The organism is Streptomyces sp. NPDC058289 (assembly GCF_042880975.1).
GTDB lineage: Bacteria > Actinomycetota > Actinomycetes > Streptomycetales > Streptomycetaceae > Streptomyces > Streptomyces stoeckheimensis.
The window spans coordinates 58,052-68,336 of the sequence record NZ_JBHVYI010000046.1 but is presented as its reverse complement, the minus strand read 5'-3'; the positions used below and the strand labels follow the sequence as shown (position 1 = coordinate 68,336).

Genomic DNA, 10,285 nt, shown 5'->3' with positions numbered 1-10,285 from the left:
CCCTCGTAGTTGTGCCGGGTCTGCACCTCAATCGTGCTTTATATTACCAAACTACCCCCGCTCCGGGGGGCCGCGCCTCACCCCGGCGGGCCCCCCCTTCGGCATATCCGCTTGAGTTCGTATCCGGCGGGTCGCCGGACCGACGGAGACCGCCTGAAACGGGAGATCGGGGGTGCCACTCGTGCGGATCGGACTGCTCACGGAAGGTGGTTATCCGTATGCGACGGGGGAAGCGAGGCTCTGGTGCGACCGGCTCGTGCGCGGGCTTCCCCAGCACGAGTTCGAGCTCTACGCCCTGAGCCGCAGCGCCGAACAGGAGGAGCGCGGCCGGGTGCCGCTGCCCTCCCACGTCACCCGGGTGCGGACCGCCCCGCTGTGGGCGCCGGCCGATGACGGGCGCAGCTACCGGCGCCGCGAGCGCCGCCGCTTCGCCGCCGTCTTCACGGAACTGGTCCGCGGGATCTGCGGAGCCGACCCCGCACGGTTCGCGGACGGGCTGTACGGGCTGGCCGCGCTCGCCTCGGAAGAGGGCGGGCTGTACGCGGCACTGCGCTCGGAGACGGCCGTACGGGCGGTGGAGTCCGCCTGTCGCGCCCCCGAGGCGAGCAGGGCCGTACAGCGGGCGCAGGTCGCGGACCTGCTGGAGTTCGTGGACGAACTGGAGCGGATGCTGCGGCCGTTGTCCCTCGACTGGTACGAGGACCTGCGCGAGGTCGACGTCTGCCACGCCGCCGCGGGCGGGGTGGCGGCGCTCCCCGGGCTCCTGGCCAAACGCTTCTTCGGAGTGCCGCTCCTGGTCACCGAGTACGGGGTCCAGCTCCGGGCCCACTACCTCGAGCACTCCGCGCACTCCGGGCGGGACGAGCGGCCGGCCGTACGGGCCCTGCTCGCGGCCTTCCACACCCGGCTGGCCGGGGAGATCTACTCCCAGGCCGACCTGCTCACCCCCGGCAACGCGCACGCCCGGCGCTGGCAGGAACGCTGCGGGGCCTCCCGCGAGCGGCTGCGCACGGTCTACCCCGGGATGGAGGCGGACCGATTCGCCGCAGTGGGCGAGGACCCGGCGTGCGGGGACCCGCACACGCTGGTCTGGGTCGGCCGGGTGGACCCCGCCAAGGACCTGATCGCCCTGCTGCACGCCTTCGCCGAGGTGCGCCGGGCCGAACCGCGCGCCCGGCTGCGGATCTTCGCGACCGCCGTCGGGACGGGCTCCGCCGCCGCGGGCTCCGCCGGCCCGGCCGGCGCGGGCAGCCACGCGGTCGGGCACGGCTACCTGGCCGACTGCCGCTCGCTCGCCGCGCAGCTCTTCCCCGACGAGGCCGCGGACGCGCACGCGGTCGGCGAGAACCCGGTCACCTTCGAGGAGATCGGCGGACCCGACGCGCCGTCCCCGGCCCACGCGTACGGCTCCGGGCGGGTGGTGGTGCTCTCCTCCGTCATCGAGGGCTTCCCCATCACCCTGGCCGAGGCGATGTTCTGCGGCCGGGCCACGGTGTCCACCGACGTCGGCGCCGTCGTCGAGGTGATCGGCGGGACCGGGCTCGTGGTGCCGCCGCGCAATCCGCGCGCGCTCGCCGAGGCCTGCATCACGCTGCTGCGGGACCCCGAGCGGGCCCAGCGGCTCGGCTCTGCCGCCCGGGCGCGGGCCCTCGAACTCTTCACCGTCGAGCAGAACGTCGCCGCCTTCCAGGAGTCCTACCTGAGGCTGCTCGCCCGCGGCCCGGCCCGCCCCGACGGCACCGGAGTGCCCTTCGAGCAGCCGCCCGAGGCCCGCGTCCCGGGCCACTGGGCCACCCCCACCTGGGCCACCCCGCACCCCGAACCCGGCGCCCCGCCCGCCGCCGACCCGGCCGCCCTCCCGAACCGCGAGGATGCCGTCGACGCACCTGCGGGGCTCATGGTGCCCGCCGCGCGGGCCGAGCGCGCCGCGACTCCGGAGGCCTCCGCATGACCGTGCCCCTGGACGAAGCCGTCCCCCCCATGGACCCGACCCCGCCCCCGCCCCGCCGGGCCCGCTCCGCCGGGGACCCCGTCAAGGCGCTGCTCCACCGCCACCGGGAGCTCTGCGAGCACGCCGTGGACCCGCTGGAGATCGCCGCCGGGCTGGAGGCGCACGGCATCACCGACCGCACCGCCGCCCGGTTCCGCCACCGGGACGTCTTCTCCCTCGCGGAGGAGCTCTACGCCCGGACCCCCCGCGACGGGACCCCGCCCGCCCCACCGGCCGGGATCCCGGTCCACGCCAAGGCGGTACGGGGCTTCGGCTACGCGCTGCTGCCCGGGGCCCTCGCCCTCGGCGCGGCCGCCGCCGGCGTGCCCTGGGCCGGAGCCCTGGCGGTGCTCGTCACCGTCGCCGCGCTCGGTCGGCCCGGCCGGGCCGCCGGGGGCCGGTTCCCCGTCGGCGTGTACCTGCTGGCCGCCGCCGCCCTCGGGTGGGCCGTCCACCGCCACGGGACCCTGCTCGGGATCGCCCTGGCCGTGGCCGTCGCCCCCGGACACCTGGCCGGCTCCGTCTTCGCGGCCCGCGCCCGGCGCAGGCTCGCCGGGAGCCGGGCCCTGGAGGACTTCGCCGACGGGGTGAGACCGCTGCTCCTCGGGACGCTCGCGCTGTACGCCGCGGCCGCCGCGGGGGCGGCCGCGCTGGCCGGGACCACCCTGGCGGTGGCCGTACCGCTCGCGGTGCTGCTCTTCCTGACCCGGCTGCTGCTCGGCCACGGAGCCCCGCGCGGAGCCCTCGCGGCGGCCACGGCCCTCGTACTCGCCCTGCTCCCGGTCCCGGCGGCGCCGTTCGCCGCCGCGGCAGGGGTCCTCGTACCCGCCGTCCTGGCGCTGTCGCGGGCCTCCGCGCACGCGCAGCGGCACGGAGTCCATTGAGTCCTTTCGGAATCAGACACCGAAGCGCCGTACCCCCCACCCAGATTCACCCATTCAACAAGGAGAAACAGGACATGACCGGCCAGCCAACCAACCAAGGGGCCGCGCGATGAGGGTGTTGCTGATCGGAGCCAACGGATACCTCGGGCGCTACGTAGCGGACCGGCTGCTCGCCGACCCCGCGGTCCAGCTCACCGCGCTCGGCCGCGGCGACGACGCCGACGTCCGCTTCGACCTCGCCACCGGCAGCCCCGGCGCGCTCACCCGGTTCCTCGACGCCGTCCACCCGGGCGTCGTCATCAACTGCGCGGGAGCCACCCGGGGCGGTGCCCGCGAGCTCACCCGGCACAACACGGTCGCCGTCGCCACGATCTGCGAATCGCTGCGTCGCAGCGGCTGCGGCGCCCGGCTCGTCCAGCTCGGCTGCGCCGCCGAGTACGGGCCCAGCCAGCCCGGGTCGTCCACGGCCGAGGACGCCGTCCCCAGACCGGGAGGGCCGTACGGAGTCAGCAAACTGGCCGCCACCGAGCTGGTGCTCGGCTCCGGGCTGGACGCCGTCGTCCTGCGGGTCTTCTCGCCCGTCGGCCCCGGCACCCCCGCCGGATCCCCCCTCGGCCGGCTCGCCGAAGCCATGCGGCGCGCGATGCAGTCCGGGGACGGCGAGCTCAAGCTCAGCGGGCTCGGAGTCCAGCGCGACTTCGTCGACGTACGGGACGTGGCGCGGGCGGTGCACGCCGCCTCGCTGTCGGCGGCCCAGGGCGTCGTCAACATCGGCACCGGCCGGGCGGTCAGGCTGCGCGACGCGGCCGCCGTGCTGGCGCGGGTCGCGGGGTACGGAGGCTCGCTGCACGAGATCGACGTACCGCAGCACGCCCAGCACCCGCAGGCGCACGGGCACCCCGGCCGGCCCTCCGGGCTCGCCGCCATCGGCTCCCCGCGCTCCGAGGCCACGGCCGAGCAGCTCGCCGCCGCGACGGCCCAGCCGCCGTACCCCTACCCGGACGGGTGCGGAGCCTGGCAGCAGGCGGACGTCCGTACCGCCCGCGACCGGCTCGGCTGGCGGCCGCGGATCAACCTGGAGGAGTCTCTCGCGGACATCTGGATGGAGGCGGCGTGCCGCATCTGACCACCCCGCCGGCCACCGGCCAGGCGGCCACCGAGGCGGGCCGGCTCGGCTTGGGGGTCCCGGGGTACGCGCACCCGCTGCTGGCCCCGGTGGAGTGGGCCGAGCTGACCCGGCCCGGGACGCCGCTGCACTGGGCCGTCCTCAACGTCACGGACGGGCCGGGCGGCCGGCCCGACCCGCACTGCACGGAGGCGGCCGCGAAGCTCCGTAGGGCGGGCGGCGCGGTCCTCGGTCATCTCGCCATGCGAGACGGGGAGCGGTCCTTCGGGGAGCTCGTCTCCGACGCCCACCGCTTCCGGGACTGGTACGGAGCCGACGGCTTCTACCTCGCGGACGCCCCGGCCGGGAAGGCGGAACTGGCCTCCGTGCGCAGGGTCGCGGACACCCTGCGGGGGCTCGGCGAGGGCCTGCGGATCGTCCTCGGACACGGCACCCACCCGTACGAGGGGTACACGGAAATCGCAGACCAGCTGGTCACCTTCTCCGGCACCTGGGCCGACTACCGCTGGTCGCAGGTGGCGGAGTGGACGGCGGACCATCCGCCCGAGACGTTCTGCCACCTCGTGCACGGAGTGCCGCGCACGCACCTGGAGGAAGCGCTCCGGATCGCCCGCTGGCAGGGCGCGGGGACCATCTGGTTCACCGACCGGCGCGGGGCCGCTCCCCTGGACCCCTGGGCATCGATGCCCGGGTACTGGGACGAAATCGTCTCGCGGATCGGACCGGGTGTCTCGGAATGAAGGAGGGCGTGGCAGTGTTACGGGAAGAACCACCGTTAAGACTTAATCATCTACGGAGTCCCCGTGTCGCTGCCACCCCTGGTAGAGCCAGCTGCTGAGCTCACCGTTGACGAGGTCCGTCGGTACTCCCGCCACCTGATCATCCCCGACGTGGGGATGGACGGCCAGAAGCGCCTGAAGAACGCCAAGGTGCTGGCCGTGGGCGCGGGCGGCCTCGGCTCGCCCGCCCTCATGTACCTGGCCGCGGCCGGCGTCGGCACGCTGGGCATCGTGGAGTTCGACGAGGTCGACGAGTCGAACCTCCAGCGCCAGATCATCCACAGTCAGGCGGACATCGGCCGTTCCAAGGCCGAGTCGGCCCGCGACAGCGTGCTGGGCATCAACCCGTACGTGAACGTGGTCCTCCACGAAGAGCGGCTCGAAGCCGACAACGTGATGGAGATCTTCAGCCAGTACGACCTCATCGTCGACGGCACGGACAACTTCGCCACGCGCTACCTCGTGAACGACGCCTGCGTGCTGCTGAACAAGCCGTACGTCTGGGGCTCGATCTACCGCTTCGACGGCCAGGCCTCGGTCTTCTGGTCCGAGCACGGCCCGTGCTACCGCTGCCTCTACCCGGAGCCGCCCCCGCCGGGCATGGTCCCGAGCTGCGCCGAGGGCGGCGTGCTGGGCGTGCTCTGCGCGTCCATCGGGTCCATCCAGGTCACCGAGGCCATCAAGGTCCTCACCGGCGTCGGCGAATCGCTGGTCGGCCGCCTGATGATCTACGACGCCCTGGAGATGCAGTACCGCCAGGTCAAGGTCCGCAAGGACCCCGACTGCGCGGTCTGCGGTCCGAACGCGACGGTCACCGAGCTCATCGACTACGAGGCCTTCTGCGGCGTCGTGTCGGAGGAGGCCCAGGAGGCCGCGCTCGGCTCGACGATCACTCCCAAGCAGCTCAAGGAGTGGATCGACAACGACGAGCCGATCGAGATCATCGACGTCCGTGAGATCAACGAGTACGAGATCGTCTCGATCCCCGGCGCGAAGCTGATCCCCAAGGGCGAGTTCCTGATGGGCACCGCCCTCCAGGACCTGCCGCAGGACAAGCGCATCGTCTTGCACTGCAAGACGGGTGTCCGCAGTGCGGAAGTCCTCGCGGTCCTGAAGTCCGCGGGCTTCGCGGACGCGGTCCACGTCGGCGGCGGCGTCATCGGCTGGGTCCACCAGATCGAGCCCGAGAAGCCGGTCTACTAGTCGGTCCGGACCGGTCCGGTCAGGTCCGGTTCAGGGCAGTCACCCGGAGGGGCCGTACCTCGCTCGCGCGAGGTGCGGCCCCTCCGGCGTTCCCGGCTCCCGGGCCTAGACGGGCGAGGTCGGCGGCGGGGAGGCCGACGCCGTGCAGACGGTGCCCGCGCCGGGCACCTTCCCGTCGAGCAGGTAGGAGTTGACGGCCCGCTGCACGCAGGGGTCGCCGCTGTTGTAGGCGCCGTGGCCCTCGCCCTTGAAGGTGAGCTCCACGCCGACGCCGGGGCCGAGCCGCTCCACCATCTTGCGGGCGCCCTCGTACGGGGTCGCCGGGTCACCGGTGTTGCCGATCACCAGGATGGGCGCCGAGCCGGGGGCGGAGACGTCCGGGGTGTTCCAGGCGCCGGCGACGGGCCAGTCGGTGCAGCCCATCATGGCCCAGCCGAGGAAGTCCCCGAAGACGGGAGAGGCGGCGCGGAACTCGGGCAGCTTGGCCTTGGTCTGGGCGAGCGTGTAGCGGTCCTTGGAGTCGGCGCAGCTGATGGCGGTGTTGGCCGACCCGATGTTGCTGTAAGTGCCCTTGGGGTCGCGGCCGTTGAGGGCGTCCGACATGGCGAGCAGGAGTTGCCCCTGGCCGCCCTCGGCCTCGTCCAGGCCCTGTTCCAGCAGGGGCCAGGCCTCCTTGGAGTACAGGGCGAAGGCGATGCCGTTGGTCGCGGCGTCCTCCGTGAGCAGCCGGTCGCCGGAGCCGGGGATGGGCTTGGCCGCCAGCTCCTTCTGGAGCTTGATGATGTTCGCCTCGATCTCCTTGGCGGTGCTGCCCTGGAGTTGGCAGGAGTCGCCGCGGTTCACGCAGTCCTGGGCGAAGTTGCCGAGCGCGAGCTGGAAGCCCTTGGCCTGGCCGAGGGCGCCCTCCTCGGAGTTCTTGGTCGGGTCGACCACGGCGTCGAAGACGGCCCGGCCGACGTTCTTGGGGAAGAGGTGGGCGTAGACCCCGCCGAGCTCGGTGCCGTAGGAGATCCCGAAGTAGTACAGCTTCTCGTCGCCGAGGGCCTGGCGGATCCGGTCCAGGTCGCGGGCTGCGTTCTCGGTACCGACGTGGGGCAGCACCTTGCCGGACTTCGCCTCGCAGGCGTCCTTGTACTTCTTGGAGGTGGCGAGGAACTGCTTCTCCTCCTCCGGCGTCGAGGGGCTGGAGTCGGCCCCGTAGTACGCGTCCAGCTGCTTGTCGTCCTCGCACAGCACGGGCGCGCTGCGGCCCACCCCGCGCGGGTCGAAGCTGACGAGGTCGTAGCGCTCGCGCAGGGCCGCGTACTCCTTCGCCGCGCCGGGCAGGGTGGTGATGCCGGAGCCGCCGGGGCCGCCGAAGTTGAAGACGAGCGAGCCGATCCGCTTGTCCTTGTCGCGCGCCTTGGCCCGGATCAACGCCAGGGGAATCGTCTCCCCTTCGGGCTCGGCGTAGTCCAGGGGCACGTCGAGGACGGCGCACTGCCAGTCCTTGCCGGGGACCTGCCCGGCGCCCTCGGCGGGGGTGGGAGCTTCGCACTCCCCCCACTTCGGTTTCTTGATGCCCTGGGCGGCGCCGTCCTTGCCCCTCTTCTCCTTGCCTCCGCCGTCGGAACAGGCACTGGTGGCGAGCAGCGCGGCGGCAGCGGCGGCGGCAGCGGCGACCCGCAGGGCGTGTGTGGGCATGCCTTCATCCTGTGCGCGCCTCGCGCGCCCCGCCCCCGCGCTGACCCATCCGGGTCACGGGGGCGGGGCGCGCGGGGGATCGGTCAGTGCGCCGCGGTCGCCGCCGGGATGTCCACGCGGGCGGCCCTGCGGGCCGGCCACAGGGAGGCGAGCAGGGCGCCGGCCATGGCGAGCAGTATTCCGAGGGCCAGCCGTCCCCAGGGGATGACCAGGGCGTATCCCGCGACGCTCTCCTGGAGGGTGTTGCCGAGGGCCCAGCCCATGAAGATGCCCATGACCGTGCCGACGGCCGCGCCGAGGGCGCCGACGAGCAGGGCCTCCATGCGGATCATCCGGGTCACTCCGGCGCGGTCCAGGCCGAGGGCGCGGAGCGTGCCGATCTCCTTGCGGCGTTCGAGCACGGACATCGCGAGGGTGTTGGCGATGCCCAGGGCGGCGATCACCAGGGCCATGCTGAGCAGGGCGTAGAACACGTTCAGCTGGTCGCCGATGCCGCTGCTGTCCTCGGTCCGGATGGCTTCCTTGTCGAGGACGGACAGGGCGGGGTTGTCGCCGAGGGCGTTGACGACGCTCGCGAGCTGGGCCCGGCCGGGTCCGCCCGCGGTGGCCACGACGATCGCGTCGGTGTACGGCGTGGAGTCGTACCGGGTGACCAGGGAGTCGGGTGCGGTGATGCTGGGCAGCACCTTGCTCTGCTGCTCCGCGTGATAGATCGCGCCGATGGTGACCTCGCCCTGCTTGCCCCGGCGCTCCAGCGGGAGGCTCTGGCCGACCTTCCAGCCGTTCGCCCGGGCCTTGTAGTCGGCGACGGCGATCTCGCCCCGGCCGAGGCTGTCCAGGGAGCCCCCGGTCACCTCGTAGCGCAGGAGGCGGCCGATGGCGGCGGGGTCGACGCCGGTCAGGACGCAGGACACGCCCCCGATCCGGTACTCGGTGGACTGGTTGAGCGGGCTGTAGGTGGCGCCGGGCAGCTTCTTGAGGGGCTCGGCGGTGGCGGGGGTCATCCGCTGCCCGCCCGAGGGGGCCTGCACCAGGTAGTCGGCGGTGATGTCACGGGTGGTCGCGCCGTCGAGGTACCGGGTGGCGGAGGCACCGAGGACGGACAGGCCCGAGGCGAGCGCGAGGGCGATGGCGAGCGCGGCGGCCGTGGCACCCGTACGACGGGGGTCGCGCACGGTGTTTCGGGCGGCGAGGTCGCCGTGCACCGGGCTCAGGCGCATCAGCAGCGGCCGGAGCAGGGCGGTGAACGGCCGGGACAGGAGCGGGATGAGGCCGATCATGCCGGTCAGGGTGAGGGTCGCGCCGAGGCCGATGACGGTCCGGGCGTCCGTGGCGTCCGACGCCGTGAGGGCTCCGTACACCACGCCGGCCGATCCGGTGAGCACCAGCGCGGCGCTGATCCCGGTGCGCACGGAGCCGGCGCGCGCGGGCGCCGCGGGCTCGGCGGCGCCGAGCGCGGCGACGGGCGGGATGGCCATGGCCCGGCGGACCGGCACCCAGGCGGCGATCACGGGCAGGGCGGTGCCGACCACCAGCGCGATGATCACCGTGGACGGGGAGAGGACCAGCGGGGCGGTCGGGCTGTCGGCGGCGGAGGAGAGGGCCTGGAGCAGGGCGGCGACCCCGGTGCCGGCCAGGATGCCGGCCACGGAGGCGATCAGCCCGACGAGGACGGACTCGGTGAGCAGGATCCGGCGGACCTGCTTGCGGGTCGCGCCGACGGCCCGCATCAGGGCCAGCTCCCGGGTGCGCCGGGAGACCAGCATGGTGAAGGTGTTGGAGATGAGGAAGGTGGCCACGAACAGGGCGACCGCCGCGAAGCCCACCATGATCTGGCTCATGGTGTCGCTGCCGCTGGAGGCGAGGTTCGCCTGGATCTGGGCGAGCCGGGCCCCGGTGACCGCGCTGGTGTCCTTGGGGATCGCCGCTTCGACCCGGGCGAGGAGCTGCGTCACATCGGTGCCGGGTGCGGCCGTGATCTCGATGTCCGTGTACCGGCCGGGCTGGAGGAACAGCTGCTGGGCGGTGGCGTTGTCGAACAGCACGAGGCTGCCGCCGAGGGAGAGCTTCGAGGCGTCGGTGCGGAAGATGCCGCCGAGCCTGTAGGAGGCGGCGCCGGTGCTCGTGCCGACGCGCACGGTGTCACCGACGTGGTAGCCGCCTTTGGCGGCGGCGGCCTCGTCCAGGGCGACCGAGTGGCCGTCGGTCGGGCCCGAGCCCTCGGTGAACCGGTAGGCGGGGTCTGCTCCGTCCTTGCCCGGGGCGAAGTTGCCGCCCTTGCGGAAGTCGCCGTTGCCGAGCAGCCGGCCCTCCTGGTCGGCGACGGCGGCGAATCCATCGACCCGGCCCGCCGCGGCGGCGACGCCGGGGACCTCGGCCAGGGCCGCCGCGGTGTGGGCGTCGAGGGTGGCCGGCGGGGCGCCGGGCACGTTGTTGGGCGAGATGTTGAGGGAGACGTGGTCGTAGCCGGCGCTCGCCCGGTCGGCGGCGGCCTGCTGCTGGCTGTCGCCGTAGACGAGGCTGCCGGTGACGAAGGTGACCCCGAGCATGACCGCGAACACGGTCATCAGCAGGCGGGCTTTGTGCGCGAGCACGTTGCGCAGGGCGGTACGGAACATGG

7 protein-coding genes are annotated in these 10,285 nt (G+C 73.6%); 5 read left to right on the top strand and 2 right to left on the bottom strand.

Annotated features, from left to right (window positions below):
• Window positions 1-181: 181 nt before the first annotated feature.
• The 5 genes from ACFVX6_RS23320 (at window position 182) to moeZ (ending at window position 5,982) form a co-directional block, all read left to right on the top strand.
• Window positions 182-1,951 carry a DUF3492 domain-containing protein gene (locus tag ACFVX6_RS23320; protein WP_389694359.1) on the top strand — a complete coding sequence of 590 codons (1,770 nt, stop codon included), beginning with the start codon at window positions 182-184 and terminating at the stop codon, window positions 1,949-1,951.
• Window positions 1,948-2,874 (top strand): hypothetical protein, encoded by a 927-nt coding sequence (locus tag ACFVX6_RS23315; RefSeq protein ID WP_389694353.1) that lies wholly within the window; start codon window positions 1,948-1,950, stop codon window positions 2,872-2,874. The genes ACFVX6_RS23320 and ACFVX6_RS23315 overlap by 4 nt, the downstream gene beginning before the upstream one ends.
• 109 nt (window positions 2,875-2,983) lie before the next feature.
• Window positions 2,984-4,000 carry an NAD-dependent epimerase/dehydratase gene (locus tag ACFVX6_RS23310; protein ID WP_250741777.1) on the top strand — a complete coding sequence of 339 codons (1,017 nt, stop codon included), beginning with the start codon at window positions 2,984-2,986 and terminating at the stop codon, window positions 3,998-4,000.
• Window positions 3,988-4,740 carry a spherulation-specific family 4 protein gene (locus ACFVX6_RS23305; RefSeq protein ID WP_389694351.1) on the top strand — a complete coding sequence of 251 codons (753 nt, stop codon included), beginning with the start codon at window positions 3,988-3,990 and terminating at the stop codon, window positions 4,738-4,740. Before ACFVX6_RS23310 ends, ACFVX6_RS23305 begins: the two co-directional genes overlap by 13 nt.
• 63 nt (window positions 4,741-4,803) lie before the next feature.
• On the top strand, window positions 4,804-5,982 hold the full coding sequence (gene moeZ, locus ACFVX6_RS23300; RefSeq protein ID WP_266880979.1) for an adenylyltransferase/sulfurtransferase MoeZ: 1,179 nt from the start codon (window positions 4,804-4,806) through the stop codon (window positions 5,980-5,982).
• 105 nt (window positions 5,983-6,087) lie between these two features.
• Here moeZ and ACFVX6_RS23295 read toward each other — a convergent pair whose 3' ends face one another.
• Complete coding sequence (locus tag ACFVX6_RS23295) at window positions 6,088-7,665, bottom strand: alpha/beta hydrolase (RefSeq protein ID WP_389694349.1); 1,578 nt, start codon at window positions 7,663-7,665, stop codon at window positions 6,088-6,090.
• Between the two features lie 83 nt (window positions 7,666-7,748).
• A complete protein-coding gene (locus ACFVX6_RS23290; RefSeq protein WP_389694347.1) occupies window positions 7,749-10,283 on the bottom strand; it encodes an ABC transporter permease in 2,535 nt (844 codons plus the stop codon).
• Window positions 10,284-10,285: the final 2 nt, after the last annotated feature.